Source organism: Acidobacteriota bacterium, assembly GCA_030697165.1.
Classification (GTDB): Bacteria; Acidobacteriota; Vicinamibacteria; order Vicinamibacterales; family UBA2999; genus 12-FULL-67-14b.
This window is the reverse complement of the sequence record JAUYQQ010000002.1, coordinates 208267-230154: the sequence shown is the minus strand read 5'-3', so window position 1 is coordinate 230154 and position 21888 is coordinate 208267. Positions and strand designations below refer to the sequence as shown.

17 protein-coding genes and 3 pseudogenes are annotated in these 21888 nt (G+C 67.1%); 5 read left to right on the top strand and 15 right to left on the bottom strand.

Going from position 1 to position 21888, the window contains the following annotated elements; all coding sequences use genetic code 11:
* Positions 1-261: 261 nt before the first annotated feature.
* Positions 262-516: pseudogene (locus Q8T13_02415) on the bottom strand (DUF2442 domain-containing protein).
* A 113-nt stretch (positions 517-629) separates the two neighbouring features.
* On the opposite strand from Q8T13_02415, the gene Q8T13_02410 reads away from it, so the two are divergent.
* A complete protein-coding gene (locus tag Q8T13_02410) occupies positions 630-848 on the top strand; it encodes an addiction module protein (GenBank protein MDP3716599.1) in 219 nt (72 codons plus the stop codon).
* Between the two features lie 734 nt (positions 849-1582).
* Here the strand turns inward: Q8T13_02410 and Q8T13_02405 are convergent.
* The 6 genes and pseudogenes from Q8T13_02405 to Q8T13_02380 all read right to left on the bottom strand — a co-directional run bounded on the left by Q8T13_02405 (position 1583) and on the right by Q8T13_02380 (position 6651).
* On the bottom strand, positions 1583-2077 hold the full coding sequence (locus Q8T13_02405; protein MDP3716598.1) for a hypothetical protein: 495 nt from the start codon (positions 2075-2077) through the stop codon (positions 1583-1585).
* 145 nt (positions 2078-2222) lie between these two features.
* Entirely contained in the window at positions 2223-2450 is a 228-nt protein-coding gene (locus Q8T13_02400) for a hypothetical protein (GenBank protein ID MDP3716597.1), read from the bottom strand.
* Positions 2451-2455: 5 nt separating this feature from the next.
* Positions 2456-2689: a hypothetical protein gene (locus tag Q8T13_02395; GenBank protein MDP3716596.1), complete on the bottom strand. Its 234-nt coding sequence runs from the start codon at positions 2687-2689 to the stop codon at positions 2456-2458.
* A 264-nt stretch (positions 2690-2953) separates the two neighbouring features.
* A pseudogene (locus Q8T13_02390) lies at positions 2954-3166 on the bottom strand (tyrosine-type recombinase/integrase).
* A gap of 237 nt (positions 3167-3403) precedes the next feature.
* A complete protein-coding gene (locus tag Q8T13_02385) occupies positions 3404-4750 on the bottom strand; it encodes an APC family permease (GenBank protein ID MDP3716595.1) in 1347 nt (448 codons plus the stop codon).
* The gene (locus tag Q8T13_02380; GenBank protein MDP3716594.1) at positions 4750-6651 is read right to left on the bottom strand and encodes an NAD(P)/FAD-dependent oxidoreductase; all 1902 of its coding nucleotides are present in this window, start codon (positions 6649-6651) and stop codon (positions 4750-4752) included. The genes Q8T13_02385 and Q8T13_02380 overlap by 1 nt, the downstream gene beginning before the upstream one ends.
* A 66-nt stretch (positions 6652-6717) precedes the next feature.
* On the opposite strand from Q8T13_02380, the gene Q8T13_02375 reads away from it, so the two are divergent.
* Together Q8T13_02375 and Q8T13_02370 are read left to right on the top strand one after the other, a co-directional pair.
* Positions 6718-7893 carry a serine hydrolase gene (locus Q8T13_02375; GenBank protein MDP3716593.1) on the top strand — a complete coding sequence of 392 codons (1176 nt, stop codon included), beginning with the start codon at positions 6718-6720 and terminating at the stop codon, positions 7891-7893.
* Entirely contained in the window at positions 7890-9236 is a 1347-nt protein-coding gene (locus Q8T13_02370) for an aspartate aminotransferase family protein (protein ID MDP3716592.1), read from the top strand. Before Q8T13_02375 ends, Q8T13_02370 begins: the two co-directional genes overlap by 4 nt.
* Before the next feature lie 17 nt (positions 9237-9253).
* Here Q8T13_02370 and Q8T13_02365 read toward each other — a convergent pair whose 3' ends face one another.
* From Q8T13_02365 to Q8T13_02350, 4 genes and pseudogenes are all read right to left on the bottom strand, one after another.
* Positions 9254-10696, bottom strand: coding sequence for an NAD-dependent succinate-semialdehyde dehydrogenase (locus Q8T13_02365; GenBank protein ID MDP3716591.1), 1443 nt, complete (start codon positions 10694-10696; stop codon positions 9254-9256).
* Between the two features lie 6 nt (positions 10697-10702).
* Positions 10703-12319: an amidohydrolase gene (locus Q8T13_02360; GenBank protein MDP3716590.1), complete on the bottom strand. Its 1617-nt coding sequence runs from the start codon at positions 12317-12319 to the stop codon at positions 10703-10705.
* A gap of 14 nt (positions 12320-12333) precedes the next feature.
* On the bottom strand, positions 12334-13701 hold the full coding sequence (locus tag Q8T13_02355; protein ID MDP3716589.1) for an aspartate aminotransferase family protein: 1368 nt from the start codon (positions 13699-13701) through the stop codon (positions 12334-12336).
* 306 nt (positions 13702-14007) lie between these two features.
* A pseudogene (locus Q8T13_02350) lies at positions 14008-14397 on the bottom strand (GNAT family N-acetyltransferase).
* A 68-nt stretch (positions 14398-14465) separates the two neighbouring features.
* Between Q8T13_02350 and Q8T13_02345 the strand changes: the two are divergent.
* Positions 14466-16250 carry a CocE/NonD family hydrolase gene (locus Q8T13_02345; protein ID MDP3716588.1) on the top strand — a complete coding sequence of 595 codons (1785 nt, stop codon included), beginning with the start codon at positions 14466-14468 and terminating at the stop codon, positions 16248-16250.
* A gap of 39 nt (positions 16251-16289) precedes the next feature.
* The gene (locus Q8T13_02340) at positions 16290-17999 is read left to right on the top strand and encodes an amidohydrolase (GenBank protein MDP3716587.1); all 1710 of its coding nucleotides are present in this window, start codon (positions 16290-16292) and stop codon (positions 17997-17999) included.
* Positions 18000-18019: 20 nt separating this feature from the next.
* Here Q8T13_02340 and Q8T13_02335 read toward each other — a convergent pair whose 3' ends face one another.
* Genes Q8T13_02335 through Q8T13_02320 form a run of 4 tightly spaced genes read right to left on the bottom strand, consistent with a single transcriptional unit; the run spans position 18020 to position 21887 of the window.
* Positions 18020-19096 (bottom strand): nitronate monooxygenase, encoded by a 1077-nt coding sequence (locus tag Q8T13_02335; GenBank protein ID MDP3716586.1) that lies wholly within the window; start codon positions 19094-19096, stop codon positions 18020-18022.
* Positions 19042-20808, bottom strand: a complete 1767-nt coding sequence (locus Q8T13_02330; GenBank protein ID MDP3716585.1) for an amidohydrolase — start codon at positions 20806-20808, stop codon at positions 19042-19044. The genes Q8T13_02335 and Q8T13_02330 overlap by 55 nt, the downstream gene beginning before the upstream one ends.
* A gap of 52 nt (positions 20809-20860) precedes the next feature.
* On the bottom strand, positions 20861-21712 hold the full coding sequence (locus Q8T13_02325) for a hypothetical protein (GenBank protein MDP3716584.1): 852 nt from the start codon (positions 21710-21712) through the stop codon (positions 20861-20863).
* Entirely contained in the window at positions 21696-21887 is a 192-nt protein-coding gene (locus Q8T13_02320; GenBank protein MDP3716583.1) for a hypothetical protein, read from the bottom strand. The genes Q8T13_02325 and Q8T13_02320 overlap by 17 nt, the downstream gene beginning before the upstream one ends.
* Position 21888 lies beyond the last annotated feature (1 nt).

Below are 21888 nucleotides of genomic sequence, written 5' to 3'. Positions count from 1 at the left end.
CTGAACACTTGGTGGCGCCAGCCTTGGCTCACCTGCTCACGGCAGATGCGCTCGGCAGCTTGGACCCACGCATCGTGTCGCTCGTCGGTCGAGGTGGTGCCAGGAAGTGGCAATGCTATTTGGTGTCGCCGAATCCGTCCGGCTAACGATCGGCGCTCAGCCGCGAGCCGCGCGGGAGCGCTGCTTCGGCTTGGGTTTCTGTCGAGCGCGGCTCGTCGGATGCAGCGCCTTGTTAGCCGGTGATGACTGAGCATCACCGCGTCGAGGTCGACGGGCGGGAGCACCGTTGAGAAGACCGTCCGCACTTAGATCTTCGTCGACATCAGGCCAATGCACGCCAGCGCCGTCGCCGATGAGTTCCCAATTCTCGCGTTGGGCAGGTGTTGCGTCTGACAGTCGCCACGACCACGCCAGCGGCACGCTGATGACGCGACCATCAACGAGGTGGGCAGTGATCGTCTCGTCCGTGACCACGATGTGACCGATTCGGTTCTCAACGCTGACCGCAGTGCTCATGCCAAGCCTCGATGATGGATGACTCGTTCTCGATGACCACACGCCGAATCTCATTGAGTTCGCGCGGGCTGCAGCCATGATTCCACGTCAACTCGACCGGAGACAGCCAGAACTTGCAATGGTCACGATCGCGCCGAACGTGGACGTGCGCACGCGCGGACGTCGCCGCCGAGCTGCTCGCCAGCCTTGATGGACCGGTTGATGCGGACGCAGAAAGCGCCTGGGACGCCGAGATCGAACGTCGTATCGAGGCCATCGAAGCGGGAACGGTCCGACTGGAGCCCTGGTCGGATGCCAAACGCCGAATCGAACGGGACGTGCTCGGCCGGTGACGCCGCTACAGATCAGCGAGCCCGCCTCGCTGGAACTGGCTGAGGCCGTGCGCTGGCACGAAGCACGTCGCTCGGGCTGGGGCGGTCGGTTGTTCGACGCCGTCGCAGGCACGTTCGCACTGGTGGAGTCTTTTCCGGAAGTCGGGTCGCCGCGGCGGGGCGGCTCCCTTCGCGTCAACTCAAAGTGCGCGGGTTTCCTTACGTCGTCGCGTATCGAATCCGGCCCGCCGATGTCTACATCATCGCCGTGGCTCATTCGAGCCGGCGTCCGGGCTACTGGAAACATCGGGCTTGACCGCCTGTGGCCCGGACTCCGAAGCTGAATCACACGGCAGTCGCGTCACTGAACGGCTCGAGATCGCCGGATGACCGCTCGCAGCAAGCACCAAGCCACCATCAACATCGCACCCAACAGCATGCCCACGAGCGCGCGCACAGGGCCGATGGCGCCGTTGGGCACAGTGTCCGACGAGATTACGTCAGGCAACACACGTGGTGTCAGCAACACATAGACAAACGCCAGCAAGCCGGCGCCAAGCATTACCCGCGAAATCTTCGTGCTGAGTGGGGAATTGTTCAAAGAACGCCTCCGCTTCGTAGCTGTCGTGGTTGTCCGGCTAACGTCGGGCATCAGCCGCAGCGGGCTCGTAGTCGCACACGGATGTCGGCTGCCTGCCATGTTAGACCCGCGTGTATCTTGTCCTGGTCCCAATGAGTAACCATGACGAGTGTCTCTACCGAATTGACGGCGCCTGGTAGACCACTGAACTGCGGACCCGTGCCGCGTCAACGCGCCAGCCAATGAGCGCACCGACCACACTGCCCAGCACGCCCGATCCGACGATGAAGTCTCGTCGGTAGCCCGGAGGTTTGGCTCCGTACCGCCCGCTTCCATGGAACCACGCGGCACCAAGTCCCGCACCTCCGCTGAATCCGAGCGCAGCCCCAGCGACGAGCCCCTGCCAGGCTGAATCACGTTTCAGCGCCCTCACGGTGTGGAGTTCTCCGACCGCGATCTGCCGCTCCTCACCGGTCTTCGTGACAACGACGAATTGGTCGGCGGTCGCAGCCTTGGCCTCACCCTCGACCAGGACGCCCGATACCGTCGTGGCTATGACCGGGGTGCCCACTGCCAATCCACGGAGCGCCGCCAGCGGATCCTGCGCGTGGGCGCCGAACGGCGCAACGCTAAGAACGATGACGACAACTGCTCCTGCCGACCGCCTCATCGTGCCTCCTCGTGGGCGCCGACGACATCCACGCCCCGCAATATGAGGATCCTTCACCACTGGTGGTTCAGCGGTCTAACGCGCCAAATGAGCCGCGCCCGCAGACACGCGTAGGCGTGGCAAGGGCGTCGGCTCCATTGGGATGTTAGACGGCTGCCAGTACCGCTCTCTTGATCGGTGTTGGCAATTCGATGGCCGCGAACCACGAAGCCGGAAACAAATAGTCTTCGCCGGATTCATCGACGACCCGAATCTGCCGGTGGCGTCCCGCTGCCTTGTCAGGAAGAACCTCGTAGATCTTCCGGAGTTCGAGCGACACTTCATACCCTTCGTTTCGAACACAGACCGCGAAGTGGCGACGTGGTTTTGCCATGGCTCTTAATCGAGGTAACGCTTGATCTTCAGTTCACGACGGCCGATACCGGTGGCCTCGTACCAATGCAACTCCGCTTGCGCTACGACCCCGTCCGAAAGCCGGACAGTAGCCAGGCCCTTGCGCTTCCGCCAACGGCCCCGACCGTACTTCTTTCGCAGACGCTTCAACTCGTGAATGCGCCGGCCAATTGCGAATGTCTCGATCTCCGCGATTTCGCCGATGACCGTGAAATCCACGACTCATCGTCACCAATATCCATCTGCGCGTCAATGGCCGTATTGTCGTCCGTCTGACAAGAAGTCGGCTGAACCGCCTACTTCGTTATTCAAACGACAGGCGCAGTGTAGTCCCCGGGTTCAGGCCGGTCAACGGCACCGGAACACGGCACTGGAACTTCATGAACCTGCTGCTTTTGGCAATGCGATCACCTCGCTGAAGACCGGGATAGGCCGATCAGCATAGTTCGATATTCCCGCGGCTCCCGGTCGGCATAGCCCAGCTCACCGCCGCCCGAGTCCCTGCGCCAGTTGGTCAAAGGGGCTCCGCACGCCACGCCCACCCTGATTGAGCACGTGCGTGTAGATCATGGTCGTACTGACATCGCGATGGCCCAATAACTCCTGAATCGTTCGGATGTCATACCCAGACTCCAAGAGATGCGTGGCAAGTGAATGGCACAGGGAGTGACACGTGGCCGGTCGAGGAACACCGGCTGCCCATAGGTTTCCGCGGTCCGCGGACTGTAGTGGCGCAGCTGTATGGCTGTCCTGATCTGATCGAACAGCTTGGGAGGCGGTGCGGGCAGCGGGGAAGTGCGTTCGGTCGGCATGGGCCGTACAACTGCGAACGGCATGCCGCCGTTAATCAGGCGAGAATCCGCACAGCGTCCGGCCAGATGTCGCAAAAACTGCGATGTTGCGCGACCGAGGGTGTCGCAGAAACAGCGAAGCTCAGGACCGCAGCCGGCCGTGTGATCGCCAGTACAACCACAACCCGATCGCAATCGGCCCGCCCACGCCGGCCACCATCTTCAACTCGAACACCACCACGCTCGTCACATCGTCGCCCGGCAGGAACGCCGTGATCATTCCCGCGCTGGTCACCAGCGCGCCGACCGCCCCGGCTGTGCGCTCGAACGGGCGGGCCGTGTCGAGCGTCAGCAGGACGAGAAACGTATAGACGAACGGCACCAGGTTGATCACCACCGAGGCCCTCAATAGCACCTGATACGCCTCCGCGACGCTCGACCCGGTCAACGACAACGCGGTGAGCCCCGCCGACAGCAGCGCGCAGGTGATGAGCGCGACGTGCGGTGATCCCCAGCGTGGATGCAGGCGGCCGAGTGCCGCCGGCAACGCGCTGTCGAGCCCGGCCACGAACGGAATACGCGCCGGACCCGCGAACCACGCCGACGTGGCACCGCCAATCGAGATGGCCATTACCACGGCAATCGGCGCCACCAGCCAGCCGGCGCCGGCCGCCTCGGCGCCGCGCGACACTGCCTGCATCACCCCCTGAATCGCACCGAGCTCACCGGAAGGCACCAGCGCCAGCAACGCGTCGGTGACCAGCAGGTACGACACGATCGCAATCGCCCCGACGATCGCGATCGCGCGCGGGATGTCGCGCTCCGGATGCCGGATCTCATCCGACATCGTCGACGCCAGCTCGATGCCAATGAAGGCAAAGCACATCACGCCCAGCCCGCTCACCATGTCGAGCGCCGAACCCTCGACGGCCGCCGGTGTCGCGGCCACGCCCTGCCAGCGCGCCACCATCGCGGCCACCACCAGCAGCACTACCGTGACGCCACTGCCGATGCCGCCGATGTTGTGGACCCACTTGCCGACACCCATCCCCCGCACGTTGGCGACGGTGATGATCGCCAGCCAGCCAAAGGCAACCGTCGCGACGAACCACTTGTCGTCAACCAGCCCGGCGGTGCTGGCGCCACCGGCGAAGGCGACCACGCCGGCCAGATACACCAGCAGGACGGGCACGTAAAAGAGGTTGTTGGTCCAGTAACACCAGCCTGAGACGAACCCGTGAATGTCGCCGAAGTGACGACGGGCCCACAGATACACGCCGCCTTCACCCGGGTAGCGGCGCGACAGCGCCATCACGGCGATCGCTTCCGGGATGAAGAACGCGGCAAAGGCGACCACCCACAACAGCAAAGTCGCCCGCCCGAAACCCGCCACCGGTGGCACGGTGTTGACGTTGACGATCGCGACGGTGCCGAGCAGCACCAAGTCCGTCAAGCCGAGCGTCCGCGGGATCCGGGGCGCGACAGACACTACGCGAGCAGTTCCTGGACCGCGCGATGGGCGTGGTCGATGGCCGCGTCGGTGTAGGAATAGGCGCCGGCGTCGGCGTTGGCGATGGCAATCCGCCCGTGCGGCTTGCGCGCGACGGCGCAGGGCTGTTCGCCGCCGTTTACCCAGAAGTCGTCGGCCAGTGAGTTGTACTGGTAGGCGTAACCATGCGGCCAGCGGTTGACGGTAATGCCGAGAATGTCTGCTGCCGGATCGAACCCGCCACCGCCAAGCGCGCGGCCCAGTTGATCGCGAATGCTGCGTTCGATGGTGGCAAACGACGTTGAGAGCAACTCTGCGCGGCCCACGCGGTGCTGTTCGCGCACCGGCAAGCCGGGCCGGCACGCCGACTTCGTCAAATGCAGCACGATGGGCTCGGCTGGGTTGGTCTGATGCTTGTAAGACCCGAGGCTGACGGGAAAGTCGAGGCCGACCGAGGTGTGCCAGAATCCGGGTGTCGAGACGCGCTGCACGCCCAGTTTTTGAAAGGCGGTCCAGTTCCGGATGAACACGTTGGTGTAGACGAGCGGCACTTTGATCGCGTAGTCGAGCGCCGTCTTCTGCGCGGCCGGCAGCTCGGGGCAGATCGACGGAATCGCCGTGTGCCAGCAGGCCAGGATGACCGAGCGCGCCGACACGGTCTTGAGGGTCTTGTCGCCTTGCAGGTATGCGACCTCGACACGTTGACTAGGACCCGGAGCGCCGACGTGACGCACGCGCATCGCGGAGCTGCTCAAGCGAATCCGCACCGGCGTGTCGGCCGTGTCGAGCTTCGAATAGTCGGCGCGCGCCGTCACCACATCGTCCAGCGTGGATCCCGGAATGGCGATGGGAATCAGCCGGCGAACCAGCAGCCGCGCCATCGTGGCGTTGCCGTCGGGAAAGTGGAAGTAGTAGTTCTGCGCCTCGTCACTCTGGATCGAGTCGAAGTTCTGGCCCGGTCCAGGCTTATTGTCGAGCCCCATGCCGGCGAAGCCCGGCAGGCCCAATCCAAACGCATCCTGCGCCGGGACCGCGTCGACGCCCACGCCGAACAGGCCGTGGGTGCGCGTCTGGTAGAGCCGCGCGACGCCGGCATCGAGCTGCCACAGCTTAGTGAGAAAGTCGGTGTAACTCATCCGCGCCAGGCGCGCTTTCTTTTCCGTCGAGTTGAGTCCCGGCATCGGATCGAAGCGCTCGGTGAGCAGCCGCTTGAGATCGCGCCGGACGGTGTCGCTGAGCGGCGCGGCCGCCTGGAACGCCTCGTCGCGGAGATCGCCGGTGACGAGGCGATCGGCGCCGTAGGTCTCCTGGTCGAAGAAGGTCGCCGACCGCAGGCCCAGCGACTTGTAGAGTCCCGAGTCGAGCACCTTGTCGTAACGGGCCATGTCGATGCCCAGTTCGGTGACCAGCGCTTTCGACACCGCGCTGTACGGCGCCGGGCTGTCGATCGACTGCGTGCCGCCGTAGCCGATGTAGGTGCGGCCGTTGTGCGTGAACTCGTTGCGCTTGGCGTGGCCGCCGAAGTCGTCGTGGTTGTCGAGCAGCAGGATGCGGGCCTCGGGCCGGGCCTTGCGGAAGTAGTGGGCGGCCGCCAGGCCGCTGATGCCGGCGCCGACTACCACCAGGTCGTACTCCTCACCGGTGACCTGGGGCTCGGCCGCGGTCTTCCAGAAAGTGCCGTTCGCCATCGAGTGAAAGACCTCGAACGAGCCGGCGTGCGACCCGCGCAGGCCGGTCAATGCCGGCGGATACCCACCGGCCTGGCCTTGGGCGAGCAGGGTCGCGAAATCTGGAGACAGCGCTCCCGCGGCCGCGGCACCGACGCCAACGGCCACGCCGTTCAGGAAGTCACGGCGCGTGATTGGGGAGCCCATGCCTAACTGGCGGTCGTCGTTGGTCATGATGAGGCGATTGTAGCCGCGTTCGTGGTACCGTTCCCCGGCCGGGCGACGGCAAGGAGCGCAAATATGTTGAGGCAAGTGGTCGTGGCAAGCATCGTCGTCGTTCTGGCCGGGTGTGCGGCGGCACCAGAGACACCGCCGGCCACGCCCTGGCCGACCAAGGCCTGGGCGGCGTCTTCGCCGGAGGCCGAGGGGCTTGATGGCGCCAAGCTCGCCGCGCTCGACGCCGAGTTCGCCTCGGGCGCGCGCGGGCAGATCACCGCCATGCTCGTCATTCGCAACGGCAAGGTGGTAATCGACAAATCGTACCGCCACGATTTCGATGCCCTGTTTGCCGGCCGCGACCCGGTGCGCGGTCCGTACAACTACTACGATCCGGACTGGCACCCGTTCTATCAACACGGGCCCCTGCACACCATGCAGTCGGTCAGCAAGAGCGTGACGTCCGCGCTAATCGGAATCGCGATTGGCCGGGGCGAGCTGCCCGGCGTCGACGCCAGGGTGATGCCCTACTTCGCCGGCGATTTCCGCGTCGCCGGCGCCGACCCGCGTCGTGACGACCTCACGCTCAACCACCTGCTGACGATGACGGCCGGCATCAAGTGGGACGAGAGCACGGTGGCCTACACCGACCCGGCCAACAGCTGCGCCGGCATGGAGAAGAGCGACGACTGGATCCAGTTCGTGCTCGACCAGCCGATGGCCACGGCCCCGGGCGCCACCTTCGTCTACAACAGCGGTGCCACCGAGCTGCTGTCACAGCTGATCAAGAAGGTCACCGGCAAGCAGGCGGATGAGTACGCCGCCGAGCACCTCTTCGCGCCGCTCGGCATCACCGACACCTACTGGAAGCGCACGCCGAAGGGCCTGTCCGACACCGAGGGCGGGCTGTACCTCACCGCGCGCGACCTGGCGAAGATCGGCTACCTGTATTTGAATGACGGCATGTGGGATGGCCGCCGTCTGCTGCCCGAAGGCTGGGTCAAGGCGTCGACGATGCCGCTGGTCGATACGCGTCCCGGCCAGCCGCGCTCGCGCAAGTACGGCAACCAGTGGTGGGTACTCCCGTACGGCGACGGCTCGAAGCATGCCTACGCCGCGCTCGGCTACGGCGGGCAGCGCCTGATCGTCGTGCCCGAGCACCAGCTGATCGCGGTGTTCACGGGCTGGAACATCTACGAGCATGCCGAGTTCGCACCTTACGACGCGCTCGATCGCATCCTCGCCACCGTGAAGCCGTGACCCACATCCTTCATCGCCACCTCCGGGTCACGCCGCCGGTCGCCGTCACCGGCCAGGGCGTTTACCTCACGGATGCTTCGGGGAAGCAGTATCTCGATGCCTGCGGCGGCGCCGCCGTGTCGTGCCTGGGCCACGGCCATCCCGCAGTGGCCGCGGCCATGCACGCGCAGATCGATCGGCTGGCCTACGCGCACACCAGCTTCTTCACCTCGGCGCCGGCGGAGGCGCTCGCCGATCAGCTGGCGCGCACCGCCCCGGCGGGGATGGAACACGTCTACTTCGTGAGCGGCGGCTCCGAAGCCGTTGAAGCTGCCCTCAAGATGGCCCGGCAGTATTTCGTCGAGATCGGTCAGCCCGAGCGCGGCGTGTTCATCGCGCGCCGCCAGAGCTATCACGGCAATACGCTGGGCGCGCTTGCGGTCGGCGGCCACGAGGCGCGACGCCGGCAGTTCGCGCCGCTGCTGATCGACGTCAAGCACGTCGCGCCGTGCTACGCCTACCGCGACCAGCGTGCCCATGAAACGGCCGAGGCGTACGGCGCGCGGCTCGCCGCCGAACTCGACGCGACGATAACGGCGTGTGGCGAACAGCGGGTCATCGCGTTTGTCGCCGAGACGGTGGGCGGCGCGACCGCGGGCGCCGTGACGCCGGCACCCGGCTACTTCAAGGCGATCAGGGAAGTATGCGACCGCCACGGTGTGCTACTGATCCTCGACGAGGTGATGTGCGGCATGGGCCGCACGGGCACGCTGCACGCCTGCGAACAGGAGGGCGTCGTCCCCGACCTGTTGACGATCGCGAAGGGTCTCGGCGGCGGCTATCAGCCAATCGGCGCCGTGCTGGCCCACAAGAAGATCGTCGATGCCATGTCGGCCGGCAGCGGCTTCTTCCAGCACGGCCACACCTACCTCGGCCACCCGGTTGCCTGCGCGGCGGCGCTCGCCGTGCAGCAGGTGATCGAGCGCGAGGGGTTGCTCGCCGTCGTGCGCGCGCGCGGCCAGTCGCTGGCGGCGCGCCTGGCCAGCCGCTTCGCGGATCATCCGCATGTCGGAGATATAAGGGGCCGCGGGCTCTTGCACGCCGTCGAACTGGTCGAGGATCGCGCCACCAAGGCGCCGTTCGTCCCAGCTGCTCGGTTGCACGCCCGTGTCAAACGCGAAGGCATGGCCAGGGGGCTGATGACTTACCCGATGGGCGGCACCATCGACGGTGTCGCCGGGGATCACATCCTGCTCGCGCCGCCGTTCATCATCGAGGAACAGCACCTCGAGATCATCGTTGATCGGCTGCACGCGGCGATCGATGCCGCGATCGCCTCGCTTGGCCGGTCAGGGTCCGGCTGAAGCCGGACGCCACATCGTCAGCTCAGGCCGCCGATGGCGACGAGCTTGGTCTCGAGATACTCCGACAGCCCCTCGCTGCCACTTTCGTGGCCCACGCCGCTCTGCTTCCAGCCGCCAAACGGCGCCTCGGTCGCGTGCGGCGCCCACTCGTTGATACCGACCATGCCGAACTCGAGTGCCTCCGAGATCTTCACCGACGCTCGCAGGTCGTTGGTCCAGATGTAGGCGGCCAGGCCGTACGGCGTCTGGTTGGCCAGCGCGATCGCTTCGTCCACTTCGTCGAAGGTCACGATGGGCATCACCGGTCCGAAGATCTCTTCGCGGAACACCGGCATGTCGGCCGCGACGCCCGAGAGCACCGTCGGCTCGAAGAAGTACCCGTGCGGCAGGGCGGCGGGGATGTGGCCGCCGGAACGGACCGCCACGCCCTGGCCGGCCGCGCCGGCCACCAGGGCAGCGACGCGGTCGCGCTGCCGGGCATTGATGAGCGGGCCCACCTGCACTGCGGCATCCAGTCCGCTCCCCAGGCGCAACTCGCCGGCGCGGCGCGCCACGTCGTCGGCGAACGCCTCGGCCACGCGCCGGTGCACGAGGAAGCGCTGCGGCGACACGCACACCTGGCCGTTGTTGCGAAACTTGCTGGCGATCGCGCCGGCGGCGACCTGCTCGAGATCGACGTCAGGCAGCACGATCACCGGCGCGTTGCCGCCGAGCTCGAGCGAGAGCCGCGTGACGGTGCGCGAGGCGCCGTCCATCAGGATCTTGCCGACGCGGACGCTGCCGGTGAAGCTGATCTTCCGGCACGCCGGATGGTCCAGCATCGCCTGGCCCATCGCCTCGGGATCGCCGTTGACGAGATTCAGCACGCCTGCGGGCAGCCCAGCCTCGACCAGCACCGCGGTCATCGCCATCGCGGTCAGCGGCGTGAACTCCGACGGGCGGCCCACCACGGTGCACCCCGCGGCCAACGCCGCCGCCCACGCCCGCGCCGGGTTGTAGGCCGGAAAATTCCACGCTGTGATCACGCCGACCACGCCGAGCGGCTGGCGCAGCACGGTCATCCGCTTGGTGGCAACCCGCGAGGGGATGGTCCGGCCGTAGGCGCGCTTGCCTTCTTCGGCGAACCAGTCGAAGAGATCGGCGGCGACCAGCCACTCGCCACGAGCCTGCGCCAACGGCTTGCCGCACTCGAGCACCATCGCGTGGGCGCCCTCGTTCGCCACCTCGCGCATGCGGGCCGCCGCCCGTTGCAGGATGGCGCCCCGCTCATACGGCGTGCGACGAGACCATCCCGGAAAAGCGCCCGCCGCCGCCTCGATCGCCGCGTGGCAATCCTCGCGCCCGCCGAACGGAACGATGCGAACCACTTCCTCTGTCGCGGGATTGATCACGTCCCACGTACCGCCGCCGGCCGCGCCGGTCCAGGCCCCGTTGATGTGCTGCTGATAAGTGAAGGTCATGGTTGGTTATCCCGAGTACGCCTGATCGCCGCCGACCCAGGTCTGCGTCACGCGCAGGGAAATGATCTCTTCGGCGGGCGTCTCATGCAGGTTGCCCGACAACACCGCGAGGTCCGCCAGCATCCCCTCGCGCAAGCACCCGCGCTCCCCATCGTCTCCCGATGCGATGGCGCCGCCCCGGGTGTAGGCGTCGAGCGCCTCGTCCAACGAAATGGCCTCGCCCACCGCAATCCCGTGGCCGTCCTCGTCGCGACGAAGCATCGCCGCCTGGATGCCGCGCAGCGGAGAATCATCTTCGACCACCGGCGCATCCGACGACAGCGCCACCGTCACGCCGGCGTCGAGCATCGACCGCACCGGGTAGGTGCGCGCCAACAGGGCATCCGGCAGATACTGCCGAAAGTTGCGCCCAAGCGCGTGGATGAACACCGTCTGCGGAACCGCAATCACGCCGAGGCGGGCCGCCCGTGCCAGATGATCGGCGCCTGGCAGTCCGAAGTGCTCGATGCGGTGCCGCATCGCACCGCGGCCACCTGCCCTGAGCGAGTGCGAGCGAGTTAAAGGGAGCGCCTCGTAGACGCGCAGCACCTGGTCGATCGCGACATCCCCAATGGCGTGGGTGGCAATCCGCCAGCCCGCCTGGTGCGCCTCGCGGGCCAGCGCCAGAAATTCGTCATACTCGAAACGCAGGACGCCGCGCGTGTCGGCATGCCGGTAGGGCACGCTCAACGCCGCCGTGGCGCCGCTCAGACCGCCGTCGGCAAAGAACTTCACCGTGTCGATGCGCAGTCGATCCGACCGGTGGTGATGCGCGGGGAGCGGTACCGCGCCGACGCCATCGACCAGCCGCAGCGCCATCACGTTGATGCGGATCGGCAACCGCCCGTCCTGGTCCATCTGCCGGTAGCGGTCGAGGAGCTCCGGCGCAACGCCAGCGTCGTTGGTGCTGGTGATGCCGAGCGACACTTGATGCCGCAGGGCGGCGGTGACCATCGCCTCGTAGTCAGCGGCCGACGGCGGCGGCACGTGGCGCAGCACGAGCCCCATCGCCGCTTCGCGCAGCACGCCGGTCGGCTCACCGTCGGGGCCGCGATCGATCTCGCCGCCCGGCGGCGTCGCCGTGTCGCGCGCGATGCCGGCCCGCTCGAGCGCCACGCTATTGCAGACGACGATGTGGGCGCAGGTCCGCATCAGCACGACGGGCCGGTCGGCGACCACCGTGTCGAGGTCGGCCCGCGTGGGTGGCCGGCCGTCAGGAAACCGCGCCTCGTTGTAGCCGCGTCCTTGCAGCCAGGCGCCGGGCGCGAGACGGCTGGCCCGCTCGCGCAGCTGCGCACCGAGACCAGTGAGGCTCGACGCGCCACGCAGGTCGAGCAGCGTGGTCAGCAGATGGCCGATCTTCCAGATGTGCGCGTGGGCATCCACGAACCCCGGGATCAAGGTCTGCCCGGCCAGATCCACCACTAGCGTGCCGCGCCCTCGCAGCGCGAGCACTCTGGGGCTGTCGCCGACGGCGACGATGCGGCCACCCGACACGGCGAGCGCCGTCGCGCGCGGGTCGCCGCCGACTCCCGTCCACACAACGCCGTTGTGGAAAATCGTCTCGGCCGTATCGGCGCGCATCACCGCCCGGCGCGTCAGGACCTGCCCGCAGCCGCAGGCGTCAGGACGCGTGCCTCCACCTCGGTCAGCGCCTGCTCGACCACCCCGAGGCCCTCGCGCAGTTGGTCGTCGGTGATGACCAGTGGCGGCAGGAACCGGATGCAGTTGGTGAAGAGGCCGGCTCGCATGGCGATCACGCCTTTCTGGCACGCCGCCTTGATGATGGCCAGGGTCTCGTCCGGTGCCGGCTGCTTCGACGCGCGGTCTTTCACCAGTTCGATCACCAGCATTGAGCCCAGGCCGCGCACGTCGCCAATCAGCGGATGACGGCTCTTCCATCCCTCGAGGGTTTCTCGCAGCGTCGCGCCAATCTGTTCAGCCCGGGCCAGGAACGCCGGCTGACGGATCATCTCGATGGCCGCGATCGCCGCGACGCAGGTCAGCGGATTGCCGCCGTACGTGCCGCCCATGCCGCCGAGGTGCGTGGCATCCATGATCTCGGCCCGCCCGGTGATGGCACTCACCGGCATGCCGGCGCCAAGCGACTTGGCGGTGACGACGATGTCGGCGGCGACGTCGTAGTGCTCCAGCGCGAACAACTTGCCGGTGCGCGCAAAGCCGCACTGCACCTCGTCGGCGATCAGCACGATGCCGTGCTGATCGCACAGCTCGCGCATCCGCCGCATGACGCGCGGCGGCACCGGGATGAAGCCGCCCTCGCCCTGCACCGGCTCGATGATCATCGCCGCGACTTCTGCCGGATCGACCTGTGCCGTGAAAGCGTGCTCGAGCTGGTGAATGGTCCAGGTGACGCAATCCTCCGCGGTCATGCCTTCGGGAGCACGGTAGGCATTGGGCATCGGCAAGCGGACGATTTCCCCCGCGAACGGACCCATGCCCTTCTTGAACAGCCCGTACTTGCTCGTCAGGCTCACCGCCAGCAGCGTGCGGCCGTGGTACGCGCCCTCGAAGCAGATGATGCCAGGCCGTTTGGTAAATGCCCGTGCCGCCTTCACGGCGTTTTCCACCGCTTCGGCGCCGCTGTTGGAGAGCAGCGTCTTCTTGGCGAACGTCCCGGGTGTGATCTCGTTGAGCAGTTCGCACAGCCTCACGTACGACTCGTAGGTCGCCACGAGCGAGCCCACGTGGATCAGCTTTTCCGCCTCGGCCTGAATCGCCTGCACGACGGGAGGTGGGCAGTGGCCGACCGCCAGCGCACCGATGCCGCCGACGAAGTCGATGAAGGTGTTGCCATCCACGTCGTGCACGAGGGCGCCCTCGGCGCGCTCGACGACAACGTCGGTCGCCTTGCCGAGGCCGGTGGGTACCGCCGCGAGCCGGCGGGCGAGCAACGCCTTGCTGCGCGGGCCGGGCACTTCAGTCTTCAGCTGAATCGATGACATCACTCTCTCCTTCAATTGCCTGGCGGGCGCGACCGGCCGGACGGCGCCCTGCACGTCCCTGGCCGCATCGAGCACGATCAGCACACTGTAGTTGTCGCAGACTGGATCGCTCAAGTAATCCTTGAGCAGCGCCCGGAACTCGAACCCCACCTTCTGCTGCATCGACAGCGTGGGGTCGTTGATCCGGCCGCTCACCAGCCCCTCATAGTATGACTCGGCGCTCATCCGGTGCTTGACGGCACCAAATCCGCTCATCATGCCCGCCGTCACCTGTCCCTTGAGCCCCAATGCCCAGACCAGTTCCTGGCGGGCGGCGTAAAGCGCCTGCGCCAGCCCGCGTCCGCGATAGTCGGGGTGCACGCCGATGTCGGCGCCGTACAGCCAGTCGCCGTCCGGCTCGTGCGACGTCAGCCATCCGCCCTGGATGACATCGGCAAAGGTATGCGTGCGGTCGTTGAAATCGAAATGCAGCCGGATGGTCGCCGTGGCCGCCACCACGCGATCGCCGTCAAGCCCGACCAACTGCCCGGCCCGAAACAACTCAATGTGCTTGTGGTAGTGGGCGGCCTTGAAGCGCTGATCGTCAGCCAAGGTCGGAAACACCACGCGCTGAAGCGCTTCGAGTTGGCCGGCGTGTTCCGGCTGTGCCGAGGCGATGACCAGACCGTCCGGCAGCACACGGCGATAGGCGCCCATGCTGGCGTGCATCGCGGGAGTATACTTCGCGGTGACACGCCGTGGTCGTGCTGCCGCTCAAAGGTCAAATGCGCCTCACCCACCACCCGATCGCCCGCTACCAGGTCGCGTTCGCCACCCTCTTCGCGTTGACGCTGTCGGCCCAGACGCCGACGCCCGCCGGCCGGACCATGCTGCGCGAAGTTGATGTGGCGGTGCCGATGCGGGATGGCGTCGTCCTTCGCGCTGATGTCTTGCGTCCGCCCGCTCAGGGACGCTTCCCCACGTTGGTCTATCGCACGCCGTACGGCAAGCATGCGGCACTTGACGACGAGACGACCTTCAGCCGCGCGGTCGAGCGGGGCTACGCCGTCGTCGTGCAGGACGTGCGAGGCCGCTACCGGTCGGACGGGGAGTTTCGGCCCTACGAAAATGAAGGGCGCGACGGCTTCGACACCATCGAATGGGCCGCGCGCCAGCCGTGGTCAGACGGCAACGTCGGCACGTTCGGGTTGTCCTATCCCGGCGCGGTGCAATGGCTGGCCGCCGTCGAGGCGCCGCCGCACTTGAAGGCCATGGTCCCGGCCATGACGTTCTCGACCCCCCAGAACTTCTTCTACACCTGGGGCGTCTGGGACATGTCCTGGGCGTACTGGATCTGGCAGAACATCGCCCCGGACGTTCGCGTCAGGAGGAACCTGCCTGGGCCAAGGACCTCGGCCGACGCGCGCGCCGGCTGGCCGGCGGTGGAGCGGAAGTTGACGGGCACGCTACCGCTCGATCGTCTCGAGGAGTTTCGCGAGGTCGCGCCCTATTACTTCGACTGGCTGCACCATCCGCCCGACGACCCCTTCTGGAACTTTGCCGAGCTGCGCGGCAAGTACTCGCGCACGCAAGCCGCCGTGCTGAACCTGTCTGGCTGGCACGACGACAACTACGGGCCGGAGGGAGCGACGACCAACTTCACCGGCCTGGTGCGCGCGCGGGGCGGGCAACCATCGGGCACGGCCTTGCTAATTGGTCCCTGGGTGCACGGCGTGGACGCTACCGCTCGCACCAAGTCGGGCGAACGCGAGTTCGGCCCCGCGGCGGCGATTGCCTACGACGAGGTGGTCCTGGACTGGATGGACCGTCACCTGCGCGGTGACCGCCCGGAGACGCCGCCGGATCCCGCCGTGCGCTACTTCGTCATGGGCGACAACCGGTGGAAGACCGCCAGCGCCTGGCCGCCGCCGGCGCGCTCCCGCGTCTATTACTTGTCCCCCTCGCCTGGCGCGGCTCCCCGGCTCGGCACGCTCAGGTCGGAACCGCCAACCGACGCCAAGACGCCCAGCGAGTTCATCGCCGACCCTGATGCCCCGGTGACCAATCCGTACGATGGGGCCGGTGCGCACGACTACCGGCGACTCACCGATCGCAGTGACGTGCTCACTTTCGATTCGCCGCCGCTTGACCGCGATACCGAGGTCACGGGCCCGATCCTCGCCCGCATCTATCTGTCGTGCGATTGCCGCGACACTGACCTGTGGGTCCGCGTGCTCGACGTCGCGCCTGACGGCACCGCCTACAACCTCATGAGCCCAGGACTCGACGTGGTGCGGGCCAGTTACCGGGATCTGGAAAAGGGGCGGCAACTCCTCGAGCCCGGCCAGGTCTACGAGCTCCGGCTTGACCACCTGGTCACCAGCAACCTCTTCAAGCGCGGGCATCGCGTGCGGGCGCAGATCTCCGCGAGCTTCTTTCCCAACTTTTCGCGCAACCTGCACACGGGAGATCTCGAAACCGTGTCGTCCCGCCGGCAACGCGCCACCATTCGCGTCCATCACGATGGCGCGCACCTATCCCAGGTGGTTCTCCCTGTCGTGGACCGCTGAAACGTGAGGACTGCCGTGATTCACACAAGGAGATTGTCCATGAGGGTTCGTGCGGCGTCCGGGGTCTGCCTCGCATTGCTGGCGTTCGCGACCGCGTCCTGTCGTGCCGCACCGTCGCCGGCCGGGGGAGAAGTCGCGGACCTGATGATCGTGAACGGCCGGGTGTTCACCGCCGACGAGCAGGGCACGATGGCGCAGGCCGTGGCCGTCGCCGGCAACAAGATCCTCCGCGTCGGAACCGACCAGGACCTGGCGGCGCTGCGTGGACCTGGCACCCGCGTCATCGACGCGCACGGCGCCAGCGTCACGCCCGGGTTCAACGATTCGCACGTGCACTTCCTGAGCGGCGGTGAATCGCTGGGCGACGTCGACCTCGCCGGTCTGACGACCCTGCCGCAAGTACAGAACGCCATTCGTGATTTCGCCACCGCCAAGCCGGATGTCGCCTGGGTGAAGGGCCGTGGCTGGCTCTATTCGCCGTTCCCGGGCGGCACCCCGACGAAAGCCCAGCTTGATGCCGTCGTCGCCGACCGACCCGCGGTGATGACCTGCTACGACGGCCACAGCATCTGGGTGAACTCAAAAGCGCTGGCGATGGCCGGCATCACCAAGGACACACCGAATCCCCCCAATGGCGTGGTCGTCAAAGACCCGAAGACCGGCGAGCCCACGGGTCATCTGAAGGAATCGGCCACCGACCTCGTCACCGGAATCATGCCGAAGGCTACCGCCGAGGATCGGCGAGCGGCCCTGCGAACCGCCGTGGCGCACGCGCACCGTTTTGGCGTGACGAGCGTACAGAACGCGGGCGGCGATCCCGGCGAGATGGCGCTGTACGACGAGGCCCGGCAGGCTGGCGAACTGCAGGTCAGGACGTATCTGGCCTTCTCGGCGCAGGCGGGCACCACCGAAGCAGACCTCGATCGCATGGAGGAGGTCCGAAAGCAGTTCGGGGACGACCCGGCGTTGAAGACCGGCGCGGTCAAGATCTACGCCGACGGCGTGATCGAGAGCCGGACCGCGGCGTTGCTGGCGCCCTACTCGAACAGCCGCGACGCGGGCTCGCCGAACCTCTCAGCCGACGAACTGAATCGCCTGGTCACGATGATCGACAAGCGAGGCTGGCAGATCTGGATCCACGCGATTGGCGATCGGGCCATCCGCATGTCGCTTGATGCGCTCGAGCGCGCGACAGCGGCCAACCCGGCCCCAGCGAGCGGCCGGCGCCATCGCCTCGAACACATCGAGACAATTGATGCCGCCGACATCCCGCGGTTTGCGCGGCTGGGGGTGATCGCCTCCCAGCAGCCGATGCATGTGCCGCTCGGCGACATGAACTCCGCGCACCCCTCCGGCCCCTGGCCCGACAACATCGGTCCCGACCGTGCATCGCGCGCGTGGGCCTGGAAGAGCATTCAGGACGCCGGTGGCCGCCTGACGTTCGGCAGCGACTGGCCCGTGGCGCCGCTGTCGCCGGGACAGGGCATCTGGGTGGCGGCGGCGAGAACGGGGCCGTCCAACGCGGTCGATCAGAAACTGCCGGTGCGTGACGTGATCAGCGGCTATACGCGCTGGCCGGCATACGCGTCATTCGAGGAGCGGCGCAAGGGCACGCTGGCCCCGGGCATGCTGGCAGACCTGGTCGTGCTGTCCGCGGATCTCCTGGCCCGGCCGCCGGCGACGGCCACCGACGTCGTGGTGGAGACGACGATCTTCGACGGCCAGGTCGTGTACCAGAAGCCGAAGTAGACGACGCGGCCCGCCGGGTGCTAGCGGGCGGGCCTTGCCGCTCGCGCGTCGGCGCCGCGAAGGGCGGCGGTGGCATCGCGCATCATGGCGTCGACGATGGCCGCGGCCGGGTGAATTCCAGCAACGTGTGCGGAGCTCTTGCCGGCGTACAGGCACATCTGCTCGAAATCTCCAGTCGTCGATCGCAAGGGCGAATCAGTGCCGCACCGGTAGACCGGCCGTCCGTCGTCGTCGCCGATCACGTCGCGCGGCAACTGGTCCGGATGATAGCCCCACAGCGTTTCTCCCGCGGCCGCGGTCACGCTGTTCTTCAACACGCGCACTGGCGCATGCGGTGGCCAGCCGATGGCAAACAGGTCCGTGTGCACCGTGTCGCCAGGCCCGGCCGCCACGATCCGCTGCTTGTGATAGTCGTGGGCGAACGACTCAGTACTCGCCAGGAAGAGCGTGCCGCACTGCACGCCGTGGGCGCCCGACTCCAGGGCGGCGGCCAGGCCGCGCCCATCGGCAATGCCGCCGGAAGCCACGATCGGGATCGTGAGCTTCTCGACCACCCGCGCCAGGAGGACCGACAGCGGCAGGTGGCCGCGCACGTGGCCGCCCGCCTCGACGCCCTGCACGATCACCACGTCGGCGCCGGCGGCCTGCGCCAGGACCGCATCCTCGAGCGATCCCACTTGATAAAGCACCAGGCATCCCGCGTTCTTCGCCTGGTCGACGATGGCGGGATGCACATCCCAGAAGAAGCACATGGCAGGAACGTGGGCGTCGAAACAGGCGGCCAGCTGGTTGGCCAGCAATGCGGGAGCCGTGGCGAACGGGACGAGATTGACGCCGAAGGGCCGAGCGGTGCGGCGTCTCACGTCGGCGATTTCCCGGACGATGAGCTCGGGCGATTCGCCGACCATGCCGAGCAGCCCAAAGCCGCCCGCCTCGGATACCGCGGCCGCCAGTTCCGACCGCGCCGGGCCGCCCATGCCGGCCGAGATGATCGGGTGGCGGCAGCCCAGCGACTCTGTCAGCCGGGTCGTGATCGTGGTGCTCAGCGTGATGCCCCGCGATAGACGACCTTGCCCCGCACCAGCGTCAGCTCGCACCGCATGTCCTTGAGCGCCGCGGTGGCAACCTCGTACGGGTTACGATCCCACACCGCGAGGTCGGCGTCCTTGCCCACCTCGATCGACCCGATGCGGTCTTCCAGGAACATCGTCCGCGCCGCCCAGATGGTGTACGAACGCAGCGCCGTCTTGATGTCGACCGACTCCGACGTACCAAAGGGCGTCGCCCCGTAGGTGGCGTTCAACGTTTCGCGGGCGACTGCTGCCCACAGGCCATACCGGGCGGCGAACGGCGTGACCGAGTAGTCGGAACCGCCGCCCCACTGCACGCCCTTCCGCAAGTAGGTCTGGAACGGGTTGAGCCGCTGATTGCGCAGCCGTCCGAAATTGCCGGCGTAAGTGTCGCCAATCCACCACATGAACGTGGACGAGGCTTCGGGGTAGCCGGCGTCGTAGTCCCGCTGCAGGCGGGCCATGGTGTCGATCGCGCGATCGGTGGGGATGTTGCCGTGAATGAGGCCATGGCGCAGGCCGCGCGTGGGTTTGGCTTGCAGCGCGCGGTCGTAGGTGTCGATCACCCAGTCGATCGCGCGATCGCCAATCGCGTGGGTGCTGACATGCACGCCCGCATCGTGCAGCTCAGTGGCGATTTGTCGATACTGATCCGGCGGCGTTGACGGATAGCCCGGATTGCCCGTGTCAGTGTCGACGAGGTTCTTGTTCCAGTCGTCGTACATCCACGCCGTCCGGGCACCGCCGCTGCCATCCATGAACATCTTGACGCCGCCTGAGATCAGCATGGCGTCGCCGGCCAGGCCGGCCTGCCGCGGGTTGGCGCGGACGCGCGCCATGACCGCCGCGCGTTCCTCGAGGCGGCGTGCGCCGGACCACAAGGCGAAGACGCGGACGGTGAGCCGGCCCTCCCGCAACAGCTCCTGGTACAACTCCCACTTGCCTTCGCCGATGCCCGGATCCTTCGCGCCGGTCATGCCTTCCTTGTTGAAGTCCTCGATGATCCTGATCAGCCCCTGCTTCTGCTGATCGCGCGTCAGCGGTGGCACCAGCCGGCTCACCAGGCCCATCGCCGCTTCCTTCATCACGCCGGTCGGCATGCCGTCGGCGGTGCGATCGATGGTGCCGGCCGGCGGATCCGTCGATTCCTTCCGGACCTCGGCCATCTTCATGGCGTAGCTATTGGCCACGCCGTAGTGCCCCGTCGTGTGCATCAGCCACACCGGGTTGTTCGGGGCGACGGCATCAAGGTCGGCGGCGGTGATGTAGCGCTGTTCGGCGTATTTCCCCTCGTCCCATCCGCGGCCCCTGACCCACTCGCCTGGCTTGAGCTTCGCTACCTGCGCCGCCACGCGCTTTTGGACCTCGCCGATCGTCTTGACCGCCGTGTCGCTCAGGTCCACGGTGAACAGGGCATCGGCCTCGGTGAAATGGACGTGGCTGTCGATCAGGCCCGGTGTCACCGCCCGGCCGCGCAGGTCAATGACTTCGGTGGCGGCGCCAACCAGGGCCTTGATGCGATCGGTCGTGCCGACGGCGACGATCTTGCCGCCGGCGATCGCCACGGCCTGGGCCACGGAGTCGCGGGCATCTACGGTGAGGACGCTGCCGTTGATGAGAACCATGTCGGCCGGCGCCGGAGCCTGCGCGTGAGGGGCCAGTTGGCCGTGCCAGGCCACCACCGAACACAACGCGACTGCCAGACCAACGCGGTGAATCGGAACCAGTTGCCAGCGCATGATGGACCACAGTCTAACCCCAACCGGCAGGACCCACTGGCAACCGCTGGTCCTAGATCGTGACGCCGAAGCGGCGGGCGAGGATGAAGGCGCAGGCCAGCGACAACACGCCGTAGACGATCATCCAGTGCATCCTCCAGCCAAAGACGTCAATCCCAGGCTCTGGATACGCTACCGCAATAGACGCGATGCGGCTGCCGGCAGGCAGCGGCGCTTCAGACGGATAGAGCGCTTGATTGGCCAGGCCGCCCGCGACCGTCATGGGTGACCGGCGCCCAAGCGCCGGCGACACCAGCACCGACTTGGTCACCGCGGCTTCTCCATCGCGAAGGGTCAGCGTGTAGGCACCCTCGGTGGTGGGCCGGAGACGCCAGACAACTTCGTTCGATCCCGCCAGCCGCACCGCGCCGGTCTCGAGGCCAACCGCGGCCGGCGCCTCCAGCACCAGCGCGGACGCCGCCGCCGACCCTGACCCTGGGATCAGTTGCACCGTGATCAATGCCGGCGCGCCGGGCTGCAGCCCGCCGTATCCATAGAAAGCCTGCAACTGCGCGATGACGAGCACCAGCGGGACGCTCATCCAGGCGAGGGGCACCAGCGACAACAGGAGATAACGCCCATTGCGGACCAGCACCTCGCCGAACGCGCGCAACATCAGGCCGGGCTGGTCGCCGTAGAGCCGGATCTCGAACAGCGCCGCATGAATGCCGCGCTTGGTCTCGGTCATCGCGCGCTGATTCGACGTGCGCGCGACGACCACCAGCATCGCCGCCGCCGTCACCAGTGACACCAGCAGCAGGCTGACGAGCGGCGGCAGGCCCATCAGCGGCCCGAGCAGCACGTCGAACGCCGTCACCAGCGCCGCGTTGACCCACGCCAGCGCGCGGTCAGGAAATGTAGCCAAGCCCCTTCAGCTTCTTCTTGATCTCTTCCTCGGAGTCGGAGCCCTCGAACTTGGCCAGTTCCTTCTCGATCACGTGCGTGACGAACTCGTCCACCGACGAGTAGCCGGCGAGGTCGGCGTAGCGCTTGACCTTCGCCAGCAGGGCCTTGTCCAACTTGATGTTCGATCCAAACATG

Bases quoted from the DNA above. Each gene is read 5' to 3' on its own strand.
- Q8T13_02340 (MDP3716587.1), top strand. From the start codon at position 16,290: ATGAGGGTTCGTGCGGCGTCCGGGGTCTGCCTCGCATTGCTGGCGTTC.
- Q8T13_02345 (MDP3716588.1), top strand. From the start codon at position 14,466: ATGCGCCTCACCCACCACCCGATCGCCCGCTACCAGGTCGCGTTCGCC.
- Q8T13_02375 (MDP3716593.1), top strand. From the start codon at position 6,718: ATGTTGAGGCAAGTGGTCGTGGCAAGCATCGTCGTCGTTCTGGCCGGG.
- Q8T13_02400 (MDP3716597.1), bottom strand. From the start codon at position 2,450: ATGGCAAAACCACGTCGCCACTTCGCGGTCTGTGTTCGAAACGAAGGG.
- Q8T13_02405 (MDP3716598.1), bottom strand. From the start codon at position 2,077: ATGAGGCGGTCGGCAGGAGCAGTTGTCGTCATCGTTCTTAGCGTTGCG.
- Q8T13_02360 (MDP3716590.1), bottom strand. From the start codon at position 12,319: ATGCGCGCCGATACGGCCGAGACGATTTTCCACAACGGCGTTGTGTGG.
- Q8T13_02365 (MDP3716591.1), bottom strand. From the start codon at position 10,696: ATGACCTTCACTTATCAGCAGCACATCAACGGGGCCTGGACCGGCGCG.
- Q8T13_02380 (MDP3716594.1), bottom strand. From the start codon at position 6,651: ATGACCAACGACGACCGCCAGTTAGGCATGGGCTCCCCAATCACGCGC.
- Q8T13_02320 (MDP3716583.1), bottom strand. From the start codon at position 21,887: ATGTTTGGATCGAACATCAAGTTGGACAAGGCCCTGCTGGCGAAGGTC.
- Q8T13_02355 (MDP3716589.1), bottom strand. From the start codon at position 13,701: ATGTCATCGATTCAGCTGAAGACTGAAGTGCCCGGCCCGCGCAGCAAG.
- Q8T13_02330 (MDP3716585.1), bottom strand. From the start codon at position 20,808: ATGCGCTGGCAACTGGTTCCGATTCACCGCGTTGGTCTGGCAGTCGCG.